This window comes from Sphaerospermopsis sp. LEGE 08334 (assembly GCF_015207205.1).
GTDB lineage: Bacteria > Cyanobacteriota > Cyanobacteriia > Cyanobacteriales > Nostocaceae > Sphaerospermopsis.
The window spans coordinates 54,886-70,678 of record NZ_JADEXH010000010.1; the positions used below are offsets into that span (position 1 = coordinate 54,886).

A 15,793-nucleotide genomic window follows, 5' to 3' on the forward strand; every position below is an offset into this window, starting at 1 on the left:
GAATTAACAATGGCAGCAGACTACCCCAACATTGATATTGCGCCATTTATCGATCATTCCCTGCTTTTACCAACTACTACCCCAGAGCAGATTGAAAGATGGTGTGAAGAAGCATATAGATTTAATTTTGCAGCAGTTTGTATTCAGCCCTGTTATGTCAAACAAGCTGCGGAACTGCTGCACAACAAGAACCCGCAAATTTGTACTGTGATCGGTTTTCCTACTGGCTTGACAACTTCATCTGTTAAGTTATATGAAGCGCAAGAAGCAGTAGAAAATGGGGCGACAGAGTTAGATTTAGTCATGAATTTAGGCTGGTTGAAGGCTGGTAAAACTGAAGAAGTTCACCGGGAAATTGCTACAATTTGTGAAGAAACTGGAAAACCTGTGAAGGTAATTTTAGAAACCAGTTTACTCACGGATGCAGAAAAAAAACTTGCAGCCGAACTAGCTATGGATGCGGGTGCTGCATTCTTAAAAACCAGTACAGGTTGGAATGGAGGAGCAACTTTAGCAGATGTACGCCTATTAAAAGAAATAGCACAGGACAGGGTGGGAATTAAAGCATCAGGAGGGATTCGCACCCATAACGACGCTTTAGATTTAATTATGGCTGGTGCTACCAGATTAGGAACATCTCGCGGTATGGAGTTACTGCGTCAACGCGATCGCCAAGAAGAGGTGACAGGTGACAGGTGACAGGTGACAGGTGACAGGTGACAGGTGACAGGTGACAGGTGACAGGTGACAGGTGACAGGTGACAGGTGACAGGTGACAGGAAAAAGATAAATAACCCAATTACCAATTACCAATTACCAATCACCAATCACCAATTACCAATCACCAATCACCAATTACCAATCACCAATCACCAATTACCAATCACCAATCACCAATTACCAATTACCAATCACCAATGACTAAAACATATCAAGCAACTGGTATTAATCTTAAAACCCAGGCATTAGGAGAGTCAGATAAAATAGTGACAATTTTAACCAAAGAATTTGGATTGATTCGGGCGATCGCTCCTGGTTCACGAAAACATAATTCCAGTCTGGGTGGGAGAAGTGGAATGTTTGTAGTTAATCAACTGCTCATTTCTCAAGGGCGATCATCACAACCAGCTACATCAACCCTCAATAGAATTACTCAAGCTGAAACTATTAAAACCTACCCAGGTCTAACCAAAGACTTGGGAAAATTAGCTGCTAGTCAATATTTAGCGGAAATAGTTCTGTGTCAAGCTTTAAGCGAACATCCCCAAGAAGAACTTTATGAGGTACTTAACGAACATCTCCAGCGTTTAGAAGCTTTACCAAAAAATCAAGGACAAGATGTAGTAGCATATTTGGCACAGGGAGTATTTCACCTCTTGGCTTTAGCAGGATTAACCCCACAAGTGCAATTTTGTTGTTTAACACAGCGTCCCCTAATTCCAGACCTGACCAATCCCAACTGGCAAGCAGGTTTTAGCATTGCTGCGGGAGGAACAGTTTGCTTACAAGCGTGGGAACAGTTAAGAAAACAAAGGGAACGGCAGAAACAGGAAGAAAAAAAACAGGAAGAAAAAAAACAGGAAGCAGAAATTTCTCCATCGGCCAATAATGCCCCCAAACCTGGTTATCAAAAAGTTTTCCATCACCAAGACCTACCAAAAATTTCCCGTCGTCTGGGTGCAAAAGAATTGGGTATGCTCCAATATTTGTCCGAACCAGGGATAATGCAAATAGATGCAGCCGCAGATGATGGCTGGTTATCTGTTGAGCAGATTTTGCGCCAATACACCCAGTATCACCTTGGTCGCCCTATTCGCTCTGCCACATTGATAGATTCTTATTTTGCCGCCAACCATGATGCAATCGTCTGATTTGGATCGAAAAATTCAGCCTTTATCACCTAGCCAAGCTAACAACAAGAATAGGGTATCAGAATCTTCAAGACCTAATCATTTAAGTTCTGTTTCACCCCTAAATTCTGGCAAAATTCATAGCCCAGAAATGTCTCTCAAAGAAGTTGCTGATGAGAAAAATTTGACATCAGAACTTAATGTGAATATACCTCAACCATCAGATATAGATTCACCAATTTCAGGAACAATTAATGGTGAAAATGGTAAGGTTAATACTAAGATTAATACTACGGAAAAAAGTTTACAAGTAACATCACCCCTAGAAACAGAAACATTACCATTAAACGGTTCTGGTTCAGGTGGAAATTCAGCATCAAGTGATGTGGAAGAAAAGGGATTTTTTCCTGTATTAAAAAACCCGAATTTCCTAGCACTGTGGGGAGGACAAGTTTTTTGTCAACTGGCTGATAAAGTATATCTAGTATTGATGATTGCTTTGATTAACAGCGAGTTTCAACAAGGTGGTCAAAGTATCAGTGCTTGGGTGTCAGCGTTAATGATGATCTTTACCATTCCCGCAGTTTTGTTTGGTTCAGTAGCTGGTGTGTTTGTGGATCGCTGGTCAAAAAAAGCTGTATTGGTAGCATCAAATATTTGGCGCGGTATCCTTGTTTTAGTAATTCCTTTTTTACTGTGGTTAACCCATGATTGGCAACCAGTGGGAGTTTTGCCAGTGGGTTTTTTAATGATCTTACTGGTGACTTTTTTGGTTTCCACATTAACACAGTTTTTCGCACCAGCAGAACAAGCAGCTATTCCTTTAGTGGTGGAAGAACAACATTTACTTTCTGCTAATTCCCTGTACACAACAACGATGATGGCATCGGTAATTGTTGGTTTTGCTGTGGGCGAACCAGTGTTAGTTTTAGCTGATAGTATTTGGGCAAAATTTGGCGGTAGTGGGGGACTAGGTAAAGAAATTTTAGTTGGTGGTAGTTATGCGATCGCTGGCATGATTTTATTACTCCTGAAAACTCACGAAAAACCTCACCCCCCAGAAACAGAATTTCCTCACGTTTTTGAAGACCTGCGCGACGGTTTACGTTACCTCAAAGAAAATCACCGTGTCCGCAATGCTCTTTTGCAATTAACTATCCTATTTTCTGTGTTTGCAGCTTTAACCGTTCTCGCTGTTCGCATGGCAGAAATTATCCCTAATTTAAAAGCTTCCCAATTCGGTTTTTTACTTGCAGCGGGTGGTGTTGGTATTGCAGGAGGCGCGACAATTCTCGGCCAATTTGGTCAACGTTTTTCCTATCGACAACTTAGCCTCTGGGGTTGTCTGGGTATGGCTGTATCTTTAGTTGGTCTTTCACTCTTCACAACCCAGCTATGGCTAGTGCTGCTTTTCATAACTTTATTAGGTGTATTTGGGGCTTTAGTAGGTATTCCCATGCAAACCGCTATCCAAACCGAAACACCCCCAGAAATGCGCGGTAAAGTGTTTGGACTGCAAAATAATGTGGTTAATATTGCCCTGACTCTACCTTTAGCCTTAGCAGGTGTAGCGGAAACTTTCATTGGCTTAAAATCAGTCTTTTTGTCCTTGGCTGTGATCGTCTTTTTCGGAGGTATCTTCACCTGGTATAATTCCCGTACCTAGTTATCAGTTAGTCAATCATCAAAAAGTTAATAAAATCACTGGTTTTCGTGCTAAACTTAATCCAGCGAAAATTCAGGACATACTTGCTGAGGATTAATGAAACCTGATCCTAATTAATTGGTGATCAAGTTGATTAATTCCCACCTTAAAAACACCACAAATAAAGCCATAAATTTGCTATTTGACTTGGCTAATAGCTGAGATATTTAATAAAGATATGGCATTAATTTATTGATGCACAAAAAGCAGCAAGTATCACGGGATAAACACAGCTAAGTATAAAACCCCAATCATTTCAAACCGATTTTATCAACAGCTAATTAAAGAATGCGTATAGCCTGGATTGGAAAAAAATCACCCTTTTGCGGTAATGTCACCTATAGTCGGGAAATTACAAATGGATTATTAGATAGGGGACATGATGTAAGTTTTCTTCACTTTGCTCAAGACGACTCTGAACCAGATAACTGGCCAAATTTTAAAGAAGTTCCCCTACCTTTTATTTATAAGTCCCAAGTTTACACACTTCCCGCTTTTAATGCCACTAAGGTTTTAAAAGACGCATTGCGGGAAATACAACCACAAATAGTCCATGCTTCCTTGACTTTATCCACTCTGGACTTTGTTTTACCAGAAATTTGCAAAGAATTAAATTTACCCCTGATTGCTACTTTTCACACTCCCTTTGCTGGTAAAGGAGCAAAATTAATTTCTGGTACGCAACTTTTAGCTTATCAGCTATACGCACCTTTTTTAGATAATTATGATCGGGTAATTGTATTTTCCCAAATTCAAAGAGAATTATTAGCGAAAATGGGAGTCAGGGAAGAAAAAATCGCAGTTATTCCTAACGGTGTTGATACTGTTAAATATTCCCCTGGGGTTTCCCATATCAAAAAAGAATTTAATGCTGAACGTTTGTTTGTTTATCAAGGCCGTCTTGCACCGGAAAAAAATGTAGAATCCCTATTACGAGCTTGGAAACAGTCAGATATGGCTGCTGGTAGCAAGCTTTTAATAGTAGGTGATGGTCCATTGAAATCATCTTTAGAACCGTTTTATGGCTCAGAATATGGCATTATCTGGTTAGGTTTTGTCGCTAATGAAGAACGCCGTATAGAAATTTTACGGGGATCAGATGTATTTATTTTACCTTCTTTGGTAGAGGGTTTATCCCTGTCTTTATTAGAAGCAATGTCTTGTGGTTTAGCTTGTTTAGCTACTGATGTCGGTGCAGATGGGGAGGTATTGGAAAAAGGTGCTGGGGTAGTAATTAATTCCAAAACTGTGCGATCGCAACTCAAAACCCTTTTACCACTATTCCAAGATCATCCAGAGTTAACAACCATGTTGGGGCAAAAAGCAAGGAAGCGAGTTTTAGAACGCTATACCCTGAGTGATAATATCAGTTCCTTAGCAGAACTTTATACTGAAGTTTTAGCAAAGCATCCTGTAACATCAGGTTGGGGTGTTTAAGTTATCAATTGATAATTGACAATTGACAATTGACAATTGATAATTGTTTCATTCAGGGTTTAAAACCTCCCCCTTCAAGGGGAAAAAAGCAGAAAATTCTGCTTTTTCAATCCTCTGATTTTAAGGGAGAGGTAATTGTCAATTGTTCATGAAAATATTCTGATTTTGTGGGAGGATTTTTATAATAAATAGGGCTTGATGAATAAACTGAAAACCACGATGAATAAAGAGTTTGAGGGTGATAACAAAGAAAATAGGTGCAAGGTTTTGGAAACTATGAGTAGGAAAACCTTGCACTTTGTTGGTTTCTACCTTTAAAAGCAGATGAACACAGATTTTTATATCCCCGACTTCTATGATCAATTATCAATTTATTTACAAGATCATAAAAGAAGTCGGGGATCTGAGTTTTTATCTATTATTTGGACGCTGAATAATAGTTTCCATCACCCGACGTTTTGCTTTCGGATCAACACCTACCAACCGCACATACTCACCACTATATTCAGCTAAACAAGATTCTAAAGTTGAAATTGCATCAGATTCACCGTCTATCTGTAAATTACCGCAACTTTGCCAAGAACCAGTGCGAAAACGTCTTTCATCAACGTGTTCTACACCAATTTTATAACCTTGAGATAAAATTTGCCGGACTTGTTCCTGTGTTTCTAAACTTAAATGACTTTGATTTTTACTGCTATTATTTCCATTTCCATTAGTTACAGGTTGACTAATAGGTGTTTCTTTCACACCAACTTGAGATTTATAAAGTCTACCCCGATTTAGTCTATTATATTCATCAACCAAATGGGAAGTTTCCACCCATTTTTGTTCACCTACCATTAAATTACCAGATTCAATTAAATGGGATAAACTAAAATCAGGTTTCTTAAATTCTGGTGGTGGTTCTACACTATTAACCACTCGCATCGAGATTTTTTCATAACCTATCTGATGAATAAAATCACGAATTTGTTCATCATAAATGCGAGAACGCAACGCACTAAAAAAGTCAATAGACTGATGAGAGAAAGTATCTACTAACTGTGCAAGTTCTCTTGCTGAAAGTCCATCTTCCCCAAAAATTCCCCCTACAATTCCTACCTTATCATCGTGGTTGGGTTCCCAGTAAAATTTCTCCATTCTTCCATCTCTAATTAATGGTGCATAGAGAGTAGAAAAATCATTTCCTGTAACAATAATGGGAACACGACGAATAGGGTTAGCATCATAACTTCCTGGTAATTGTACATCAGTGGGATTATCTGCAATATTCATTAATGTTGCATTTACCAACTGAGTATTAACTGTGTATTGAGTACCTTCGTCAAATCTTCCTGCACCAGCATCTAAATCATTAATCATCAAAACGCACATTTTACCGCGAACTTTAACTAATTCTGCGGTTTCTCGATAACGCAAACGAATTAACCGTGCTGGATCTCCTGCATCTGGACTTTCTAATTCTCCTCCAGAAATGAGGGTGACTTCTATTCCCATTTTTGCAAATGCTAATTCACATTGAAAAGATTTACCTTCACCTTTTTTTCCATGAATCCCTAAAATTAAGGGAACTCTCACACCAGGAATATTTAAAAAGTTTTTGGTGATGTGAACAGCAATTTTATCCAGAAACCGAGGAGAAATGTAGTAACTCATAATTTTATTATAAAAGTTATTATCAAAGTTTTGACTTTTGACTGAAAACCAAAATTAAAATCTACAAACTATTTGGGGGATTTCTCCCCCAGTGATTGTACATTATTAAGTAAGTGGGCTTGAAAAAACCAAGGTATGTTACAAAAAGTAAAATCTCTGAAAGTCTCTTCCCTTTTGCTTTTTGCCTCTTGCCTTTTGCCTTGCCATAACGATAAATTTTAACGCCTACCTACTTAAACCAGTGATCTATCAGTTAAAATCTCATAACCATCTTCTTTCACTAACACAGTATGTTCAAACTGAGCAGATAAAGCATTATCAACTGTAACCGCAGTCCATCTATCAGCTAAAATTCTGGTATTTTTTGAACCTGCATTTAAAATTGGTTCAATGGCTAAAGTCATACCAGCACGTAATTTCACATTGGGAATCTCACGAGTTCTATAGTTAAAAACCGCAGGTTCTTCGTGTAAATTTCTACCCACTCCATGACCTGTAAATTGTTCCACTACACTAAATTTATTTATTTTTACATGGTCTTCAATCGCACCAGCAATATCCGCAAGGTGAGCGCCGGCTTTAACTTGTTCAATTCCTTTATATAAAGCCTCTTCCGCTATTTTTATTAATCTAGCTGCTTCTGGGGTGACATTCCCCACGGCAATTGTTATACAAGAATCACCGTGAAATCCCTGGTAATAAGCACCTGTATCAACTTTTAATACATCACCGGAGCGAATCACTTTTTTCGGACTAGGAATACCATGTACAACTTCATTATTTATACTAGAACAAATCGAAGCCGGAAAACCGTGATATCCTTTAAAACTGGGAGTTGCACCCATTTCCCGGATACGTTTTTCTGCGTGTGCATCTAAGTCAGCAGTTGTCATTCCTGGTTCTACTAACTCAGAAATTTCTTTGAGAACCGTGGCCACAATCTTCGCCGATTGTCGCATGATTTCGATTTCGCGGGGAGATTTAATTTCTATACCCCTGCGTTGTCTGGGTGCTGCGGGTTTGGTTTTAACTGGTTCAGAAATTAGGTTGCTGAGAATGTTCATCATGTAATTTAGTAATTTCCGCGATTTTACGGCTTAGATTTGAGGTTGTTGAGATTTATTGCAAAAAATATCTATCCTTACTTACGTTAACTTATTTTGCGTTATTTAGAAAATTGGTAATGGGTAATGGGTAATGGGTAATTTTGCATCCCATATTTAATAAGTTTTTTCAATCTCAATTTTGCCAAATTTGTTCAACTTACTTTTTTTCGCAATAACTACTCTCTATTCTCAAGATTATTGCGAATATTATCAATAATTTTACGAGTTTTGGTTTTTTCAGCGATTGATATTTACTTACTCACTTTTTTATGGTACTATATAGTAAAATACATGAGATTAATAGATAATTCTATAATTATTACAAAATAGTTCTTCCTCATCAAAATCTAGTATATCAGGTTCTATGGTCGTTGTCAACAGTCTAACCCCTCTATTTGGCAAATTTTTCTGGTAAAAACTCACAACCAAAAATCCTGTACATACTGAAATCCTGATTTTGACAAAGATAGATTACGATTTAATTATGATCTCTCCCTTCATCCCAGCTTCAGAATGTCCGGGGATGGTACAACGTAAATTATATTTTCCTGTTTTGAGAGGAACAAACACCCATTCTGCTTCTGCACCGGGTTTGAGTTCTAATTCGTGAATCATTCCTTTAATTTCCACATTTCCCGCTTCTACCTTTTGCGTCCAAATAGCATCAGCGAAATCTTTACTGGTAAAATAATGCTTTACAGGACTGGGATTAGTTAAAACTAGCTTGTACCGTTTCCCTGATTGAAATTCTAAAAAATTAGGTTCAAATTTCAATTCACCCGCAGCAGTTCCCAAACTGACGGTAATTTCTGTTGGTGGTTGTTTGATTATATCACCAGAGGAATTGTTTAAGTTTTCTGCGATCGCACAAGTTCCATCTATGAAACCAAGACAAACCAGAAATATCAATAACAACAGAGATTTATACAGACATTTATATAGATGTTGGGAAATGTTGATTAGATGACTGTACATTTTTATCTTATTGATCTGAAGTAAATCACACCTGACACTATTATCTATGATCTGAGTTTATTTTTACTCATCTCTTCCCCAATCACCAATCACCAATCACCAATCACCAATCACCAATCACCTAGATTCTGCCATGATAGCAGGTCCAGCGGTAACTACTACCAATTTATCAGAATCGAGTTGCTGACGCGCAAATTTATTAACTTCGTTTTTGGTGACTTTTTGGATTTTTTCAGCAAAACCTTGCAATTCTAGTTCATAAAGTCCAAAAACCTCGTTCATTAAAATTCTAGCGGTTAATTCCTCTGGTTTAGATAGAGAAATATTATAGTTACTAATCAAAGTGCGTTTTGCGGTTTCTACTTCTTCTGGGGTGACACCTTGTTGATGTATTTGTTGTAAGATTTTGCGGGTAGTTGCGATCGCCTTATTTGCATCTTCAGGACTGGTTTGCATTTCAATTAAAAATGTGCCAATATTCTTTCCCCCTTGGAAGTTGCTATAAATTCCATAAGTCAAACCTAAGCGATCGCGTACTTCTGAACCAAGTCTACCAGATACGCTGTCTCCTGCCAAAATTTCATTCAAAACCAAAGCTGAATAAAATCTCGGATCTTGACGTTTGACACCCAGATCACCCATATAGGTGATAGTTTGCGACTTTCCGGGTAACACCGAATTAATTTGTAAACCACGTTCTGTTTTTACCACCTGGGGATATTCTACCATCGGTGGTTTTCCCTGAACTCGCCAATTACCAAATTGAGTTTCTAAGAGCGATCGCACTTTTTCAATTTCAAAATCACCCACCAATACTAAAATCATCGTATCTGGGCGATAATGTTTTTGTCGAAACGCCATCACATCTTTCCGTGAAATTTTCTGTATACTTTCTAAGGTTGGGAAAATGTGTAATGGATGATTTTGCGGATATAACGCTTGCATAAATTTCCGGTTTGCTACTTCATCAGCATCATCCAGTTCTAACTTTAAGTTATTTACAGCTTGTTGACGACTAATTTCTAACTCTTTCTCAGGAAAAGTGCTATTTTTAACAACATCAGCTAAAGTCTCCAGCAAAACAGGTAAGTCTTCCTGTAAACTTTTACCCTGAATCCGCACACCTTCCCGCAATGCGGTAAAATCTAAACTCGCTCCCCTACGATCTAAAGTATCTGCAATAGTTAATGTATCTTTGGTTTTCGTCCCATTTAACAAATTATCCGCCACCAAAGACGCTAAACCGGCTTGATCAGCTTTGTCAAATTCCTTTCCTGCTTTAATATATCCACCTAACGTCACCGTCGGACTACTTTTGTCTGGTAATAACAACACCCGCAACCCATTGACAAAAGTTAAGCGTTGTGGTATTTGTGGAATTGAATGATCAAAATAATCAATCTTTTCATCTGTAGCTGGTAAATACTTCGTCACCTCAGATGCAGTCATTTTCACACCAGCAGTTAAATTTTCTGCGGTGGAAAATTCAGAAGTTTGATAATTTTCATCTTGTGCATTTTGCACAGGTGCAAAAAAACCAACCGCTGCTGCTTCTGGTTTCAGATATTTATTGATGACAGCAACTACATCCGCTGGTTTCACTTTGCGGACATTTTCTAAATATCGTTCTGTATATCTATAATCATCTGCAATTAGCTGATCATTAGCAAACTGCTTTCCTTGACTGGTGATATCGCGCCTGTTTAAAATTACAGATGCTATAAGTTGGTTCTTAGCGCGTTCAACTTCCTCTAATGTAACTTCTGTTTTGACAAGTTTCGTTATAGCATTTTTATAGACTGCATCTATTTTCTGTAAATCTTGATTAGGTGCAGCAGTAACAGATAAATCATACCAACCAATTGCTCGCAAACTGGCAACATGAGCAGAAATATCAGTTGCTAAACCAGATTTTACCAAAGCCTGATACAAATAAGAATTTTTTCCCCCTGTCAAAATATAATCCGTCACTCCCAAAACTGGAATATCAGGATGATTTAAATTGGGAAGTGGATAAATTACCTGTAAAAACTTTCCCGCACCAGGTTCTCGTAAAACTATAGGTGAAACTGGTATTTGGGGAGTTGGTGAGTTGGGAACTTCAGGAATTTGTTGACTTTTGGGAATTTTCCCAAATATTTCATTAACTGTTTCCAAACTTGTTGCAGTTGGGAAATCGCCCACAATCACCAAGATAGCATTATTTGGATGATAGTATTTATTATAATAATCCCTAACCTGCTCAACTGTCAACCGTTCCACATCAGCCACAGTACCCGCAGGAGGTAAACCATAACCATGATCAGGAAAAAGCGATCGCATCACAGCAAGCTTGAGGCGGTATTTCGGACTATTTTCATAACCTTGTAACTCAGAAACGACAACCCGCTTTTCACTTTCCAGGTGTTGGTTATCAATGAGTAAATTTTGCATTCTGTCTGCTTCCAGTTCCAGCAGTGCTTTGAGCTTATCGCGTTCCGCAGTATGGTAATATGCGGTTTGCTCAAAACTGGTAAAAGCATTAGAGTCACTACCCAAAGCACTAAACAACTGTGCAAACTGCACCGGACGGTTTTTTGTGCCTTTAAACATTATATGTTCTAACTGGTGAGCAATACCATTAATGCCTGGAGTTTCTTGAGCCGAACCAATATTATACCACATTTGCACCGTTATAACTGGTGCATTATGAACTTCTTTAGTCAGGACAGTTAAACCATTATCCAGAACAGTCTTTTGAACATTGTTTGTCACTGTAAGATTATTTTTGTTTGCGTCTACGGATATTTGCTGATCATGTTCCCAGTTGAGTTGAAGAAAATTGAGATGTCCAGAAAATAGGTATCTCAGGAAAAAAGCTGATATCAAAGATAAAAGGAATAATAGTAGAGGTACACGATAACGATGGAAGCTAGAAATTACAAACATAGATTTCTTGAATATAAGTAAATAAGACTACATCTTTTTACCTATACATCTGTAGTTTTACTTTTCTGGAAAATTATTAGAAGGAGTCAGGAGTCAGGAGTCAGGAGGTAGGACAGGACTGACGCAAAATATCTCTAAAACTCTCTTTCCTACCCTTCGGGAACACCTTCGGTGAACGTGTCCTTCGTGTCTATGCCTTCGGCACGCTTCGCGAACGTGGTTCATTTTTCAAGAGTTCAGGAGTTTAGGATAATAAGAATAAATTTCTTCCCTATTCCCTACTCCCTGTTCCCTGTTCCCTGTTCCCTGTTCCCTGTTCCCTGTTCCCTGTTCCCTGTTCCCTGTTCCCTGTTCCCTGTTCCCTGTTCCCTAAAAAACGAATAAACTCCAAAGGTAAACCATCAGCGTCAGCGATGAAAGCGACTTCTAAAATGCGATCGCCTATTTGCTGCTGAGTTGGTTCTAAAAGAACTTGGAGAGGTGACAACTCAGATACAGCAGAGACTTTCGCTTTTAAGTCTGACAACCAAATATATAAATCTGGTACAGTTGCAGTTAAATCAAAAGAAAGATGATAATACCCGACATAATGCTCATCTGCAAAAGCATCAGGTGCGGGTTTCGGCTGAGGGATCTGGATTAGTTCGATGCGGCTATCTAATCCTTCCATCCAGCAAGCTAAAGTATAACCGGTAGTAAAGCGATCGACAACCGTAAATCCTAACTGTTCATAAAATGCGATCGCCCGGTGAATATTCGCAGTTCTAATAGACGCATGGTGCATAGAATTTTAGATTTTAGATTTTAGATTTTAGATTTTAGATTTTAGATTTTATATAAAAATAAATAAATCTGCTGGTAAAAGCTTAGTAGCAAAGCAAAGGGCAAAAGGCAAAAGGCAAGAGATAATAAGAAGATAAATATGCTTACCAATTACCAATTACCAATTACCAATTACCAATTACCAATTACCAATTACCACTAATATCTACTCAAACAAACGGAAATAAGGATAGCGCACAGGCACACCAGGTTCTTTATCCAGATCAAAATTAATCACATCCCAAGATGGATCTTCAGCGGGATCAGGTCCAAACTCCACTGGTAAACCATATAAACGAGCAGCACCAGCTTCCGGTTGTCCAGAACGCCAAGGACTGCTGCGTTCTAAATAACCACTCATTAACTCTTGATAGCGACGGGCAATAATTACCCTTGTAGCCCGATAACCTTGAGTATACAGCTTATCCAGAGCCTCGTGAATTTCAAAGCGAATGCCATCAGGATGTGTATGTTGACGATACCATTCATTATTCCACCTCCGCCAATGACGACCCGACTGGAGATGTACCAACTCTTCCGTTTTCGGGTTCGCTTCAAAAGCGCCATGTCGCGTACATAAATAAGTATCAGTCAACGTTAGCGCCGGAATAGTCTGGCGACAGTGTGGACACTGTATTTCAGGTCCAAATATTGGGTACTGTAAGCCTGGATTCATCATGAAGTGTGTACAAGCATAGTTTTCTTTTTACCAGCACCAATAGGTTGGATTTAACACTTCGGCTCTACTACTTTGAGTAAGTTGCCGCAAAAGCAAATCTCAGCAGTTTTTCCTTAGCGTACAGACCAAACGGCTGTGGTATCCTGGTTGTGCAACCAGCCTCAAAGGTTGGAATTTTTCCAGTGTTCCTGGGTACCATATCAATATTTTATCGTGTCTACTGTTTCCTATTGGACATCTGCTATATAAAACCTAGACAAGATTATATATCAAGTTGGCATTTTTCTGAGCTAACTTATGTCCATTTTTGTTAACATAAGTATATTTTTGTCTATAAAATGGTCAACTTAGGACAAGCTCCCGATTTTTCTCAAGCTGCGTTTATCGCAACCAACGCCGTTGTTGTCGGATCAGTCAAGATCGCAGCAGGGGTAAGCATCTGGTATAGTGCAGTAGTGAGGGGGGATGTAGAACGCATTGAAATCGGCGAATGCACAAACATACAGGATGGAGCCATTTTACATGGTGATCCTGGTCTGCCCACCATCTTAGAAGATCATGTTACTATAGGACATCGTGCCGTGGTACATTCTGCTCATATTGAACGGGGGAGTTTAATTGGCATCGGCGCAATAATTTTAAATGGAGTCCGAATAGGTCATAGTAGCATCATTGGCGCAGGTGCAGTTGTTACCAAAGACATACCCCCATTTTCCCTAGTCATTGGCATCCCCGCCAAAGTTGTCCGTCAACTCACAGAAACCGAAGCCGCCGAACTTATTGAACACGCTCAAAAGTACCACAAATTAGCCCTCGTTCACGCCGGCAAGGGGATAGATATTGGTTTTAGGTAATGGGTAATTGGTAATGGGTAATGGGTAATGGGTGATGGGTAATGGGTAATTAGTTATTTTTCCCAATCACCAATCACCAATCACCAATCACCAATCACCAACTTCATTATTCTTTACACTACCCCTTGGAAAAATAACCGACTTCAGATAAAAATAAAAATTGATATCTGTTGACAAAACTTTAATTTCTAGATAACAGAGGTTTCTAAATATGGACATTGATACCCGTGTAGTCGTCGTTTTAGCACCATTAGCCATTGCAGCAGGTTGGGCTGCTTTTAATATCGGTGCTGCTGCAATCAGACAAGTGCAAAACTTTTTAAATAAAGAAGCATAATTTAGGTAATGGGTAATGGGTAATAGGTAATGGGTAATTGGTAATATTTTTATCCAATTACCAATTACCAATCACCAATTACCAATCACCAATACCCATGAACATCGACTCCTTACTGCAACCCTTTCAACACTTTGGCGTTAACCTGGGACTCTCCCGCATTGTCAAATTATTAGCAAATCTTGACAATCCTCATCAAAAAGTACCAGTGATTCATGTTGCTGGAACTAATGGTAAAGGTTCTGTATGTGCTTATCTTTCTTCTGTACTCACTGAAGCTGGTTATCGTACAGGAAGATACACATCACCTCATTTAATAGACTGGCATGAGCGCATTTGTATGAATGAACAGCCAATCAATTCAGAAAATTTGTTTCAATTAATACAGCAAGTTCAAGCAGCTATAGATAAAAACGAAGAATCACCGACCCAGTTTGAAGTAATTACCGCAGCCGCTTGGTTATATTTTGCACAGCAAAAAGTTGATATAGCCGTGATTGAGGTGGGTTTAGGTGGTCGTTTAGATGCGACTAACGTTTGCGAAAAGCCTTTAGTAACAGTAATAACTTCTATTAGTAGAGAACATTGGCAACAGTTAGGACCGACAATCAGCGATATTGCCAAAGAGAAAGCGGGTATAATTAAAGCTGGATGTCCTGTAATTATGGGACCTTTACCAGAAGATGCCGAAAAAGTAGTAATATCCAAAAGTTTAAAATTACAAAGTCCGATTTTTACCCCCCAACCAGCAACCGAAATTAGTCATGGATGGGCAGAATATCAGACAATTGAAAATTCAGGATCAATTAAATATAAATTACCATTAAAAGGGCAAATTCAATTAACAAATTCTGCCTTAGCATTAGCCACTTTAGAAATATTACAACAACAAGGATGGGAGATTTCTGAACAAGCGATTATTCAAGGAATAGAAAAAACCAAGTGGCCAGGAAGAATGCAATGGTTTACCTGGAAGAATAAACAAAATAATCACGATTATCAATTATTAATAGATGGCGCACATAACCCAGCATCAGCAGCAGTTTTGAGAAATTATGTAGATAGTCTTACCCCACCCCCAACCCCTCCCCGCAAGCAGGGAGGGGAGTATAATTCTGTAACTTGGGTAATGGGGATGTTAGCCACAAAAGATCACGGTGATATTTTTCAGGAGTTGTTAAAAACAGGAGATAAATTATATTTAGTACCTGTGCCTGATAGTAATTATGCAAATTTAGCAGATTTAAAAAAATTGGCTTTAGAAATTTGCCCAGCTTTAGGTTTTTGCAGCACCTATGAAGATGTATTTTCTGCCTTAGATGCTGCTTTCACCTCTTCAGAAAATGGGGAAAATAAAGATAACCTAGTAGTATTATGCGGTTCTCTTTATCTCATCGGCTATTTTCTAGGTAATTCATAATTATCAATTGTCAATTGTCAA

Annotated in this window: 12 protein-coding genes and 2 pseudogenes; 8 read left to right on the forward strand and 6 right to left on the reverse strand. The window is 38.6% G+C overall.

Annotation, left to right across the window (positions count from 1 at the left end; translation table 11 throughout):
• Positions 1-9 precede the first annotated feature (9 nt).
• The 5 genes and pseudogenes from deoC to IQ237_RS07595 all read left to right on the forward strand — a co-directional run bounded on the left by deoC (position 10) and on the right by IQ237_RS07595 (position 4,992).
• Positions 10-699 (forward strand): deoxyribose-phosphate aldolase, encoded by a 690-nt coding sequence (gene deoC / locus IQ237_RS07580; protein WP_194053795.1) that lies wholly within the window; start codon positions 10-12, stop codon positions 697-699.
• A gap of 218 nt (positions 700-917) precedes the next feature.
• Positions 918-1,533: pseudogene (recO, locus tag IQ237_RS27000) on the forward strand (DNA repair protein RecO); the annotation flags it as partial.
• A gap of 86 nt (positions 1,534-1,619) precedes the next feature.
• Positions 1,620-1,871, forward strand: a pseudogene (locus IQ237_RS27005) (DNA repair protein RecO); the annotation flags it as partial.
• Positions 1,855-3,516, forward strand: coding sequence for an MFS transporter (locus IQ237_RS07590; protein ID WP_194053797.1), 1,662 nt, complete (start codon positions 1,855-1,857; stop codon positions 3,514-3,516). The pseudogene IQ237_RS27005 and the gene IQ237_RS07590, both read left to right, overlap by 17 nt.
• A gap of 327 nt (positions 3,517-3,843) precedes the next feature.
• The gene (locus IQ237_RS07595; RefSeq protein ID WP_194053798.1) at positions 3,844-4,992 is read left to right on the forward strand and encodes a glycosyltransferase family 4 protein; all 1,149 of its coding nucleotides are present in this window, start codon (positions 3,844-3,846) and stop codon (positions 4,990-4,992) included.
• A gap of 411 nt (positions 4,993-5,403) precedes the next feature.
• Here IQ237_RS07595 and IQ237_RS07600 read toward each other — a convergent pair whose 3' ends face one another.
• The 6 genes from IQ237_RS07600 to IQ237_RS07625 all read right to left on the reverse strand — a co-directional run bounded on the left by IQ237_RS07600 (position 5,404) and on the right by IQ237_RS07625 (position 13,161).
• Positions 5,404-6,651 carry a ribulose bisphosphate carboxylase small subunit gene (locus IQ237_RS07600; RefSeq protein WP_194053800.1) on the reverse strand — a complete coding sequence of 416 codons (1,248 nt, stop codon included), beginning with the start codon at positions 6,649-6,651 and terminating at the stop codon, positions 5,404-5,406.
• Between the two features lie 233 nt (positions 6,652-6,884).
• Positions 6,885-7,715, reverse strand: a complete 831-nt coding sequence (gene map, locus IQ237_RS07605; RefSeq protein WP_194053802.1) for a type I methionyl aminopeptidase — start codon at positions 7,713-7,715, stop codon at positions 6,885-6,887.
• Positions 7,716-8,228: 513 nt separating this feature from the next.
• Positions 8,229-8,732, reverse strand: a complete 504-nt coding sequence (locus IQ237_RS07610) for a cupredoxin domain-containing protein (RefSeq protein WP_194053804.1) — start codon at positions 8,730-8,732, stop codon at positions 8,229-8,231.
• Between the two features lie 117 nt (positions 8,733-8,849).
• On the reverse strand, positions 8,850-11,660 hold the full coding sequence (locus IQ237_RS07615) for a pitrilysin family protein (protein ID WP_194053806.1): 2,811 nt from the start codon (positions 11,658-11,660) through the stop codon (positions 8,850-8,852).
• Between the two features lie 271 nt (positions 11,661-11,931).
• Positions 11,932-12,444 (reverse strand): VOC family protein, encoded by a 513-nt coding sequence (locus IQ237_RS07620; protein WP_194053808.1) that lies wholly within the window; start codon positions 12,442-12,444, stop codon positions 11,932-11,934.
• A gap of 204 nt (positions 12,445-12,648) precedes the next feature.
• Positions 12,649-13,161 carry a TIGR02652 family protein gene (locus IQ237_RS07625; protein ID WP_194053810.1) on the reverse strand — a complete coding sequence of 171 codons (513 nt, stop codon included), beginning with the start codon at positions 13,159-13,161 and terminating at the stop codon, positions 12,649-12,651.
• Between the two features lie 338 nt (positions 13,162-13,499).
• Here IQ237_RS07625 and IQ237_RS07630 point away from each other — a divergent pair, with 338 nt between their 5' ends.
• The 3 genes from IQ237_RS07630 (at position 13,500) to IQ237_RS07640 (ending at position 15,772) form a co-directional block, all read left to right on the forward strand.
• Positions 13,500-14,015, forward strand: coding sequence for a gamma carbonic anhydrase family protein (locus IQ237_RS07630; RefSeq protein ID WP_194053812.1), 516 nt, complete (start codon positions 13,500-13,502; stop codon positions 14,013-14,015).
• Positions 14,016-14,226: 211 nt separating this feature from the next.
• Positions 14,227-14,352 (forward strand): photosystem II protein Y, encoded by a 126-nt coding sequence (locus IQ237_RS07635; protein ID WP_194053814.1) that lies wholly within the window; start codon positions 14,227-14,229, stop codon positions 14,350-14,352.
• Between the two features lie 97 nt (positions 14,353-14,449).
• Positions 14,450-15,772, forward strand: coding sequence for a folylpolyglutamate synthase/dihydrofolate synthase family protein (locus tag IQ237_RS07640; protein ID WP_194053816.1), 1,323 nt, complete (start codon positions 14,450-14,452; stop codon positions 15,770-15,772).
• Positions 15,773-15,793: the final 21 nt, after the last annotated feature.